We start from the raw sequence: 258 nt of genomic DNA, 5'->3' as shown, positions 1-258 counted from the left end.
GGTGCCGGTTTACCAATTAATTTTGCCCTTGCAGATTTACAAAACAGTGGCGATAAAATAACACGTATAGAAGGTGTTTTTTCGGGTACGTTATCTTGGTTATGTAGTATGTATAATGGCGCAACTGCATTTTCTGAGTTATTACTTGAAGCGCAACAAATGGGTTTTACTGAACCCGATCCGCGCGAAGATTTATCGGGGCGAGATATGCAGCGTAAGCTACTTATTTTAGCGCGAGAGTTAGGGGTTGAATTAGAC

1 pseudogene is annotated in these 258 nt (G+C 41.5%); it reads left to right on the top strand.

From position 1 onward, the window contains the following. A pseudogene (locus AAEY83_RS16550) lies at positions 1–258 on the top strand (hypothetical protein); the annotation flags it as partial.

The sequence above is a fragment of the Psychrobacter sp. TB20-MNA-CIBAN-0197 genome (assembly GCF_040309765.1).
Classification (GTDB): Bacteria; Pseudomonadota; Gammaproteobacteria; order Pseudomonadales; family Moraxellaceae; genus Psychrobacter; species Psychrobacter submarinus.
The sequence above is the reverse complement of the archived record's forward strand: the minus strand, read 5'-3'. Positions and strand labels throughout refer to the sequence as shown.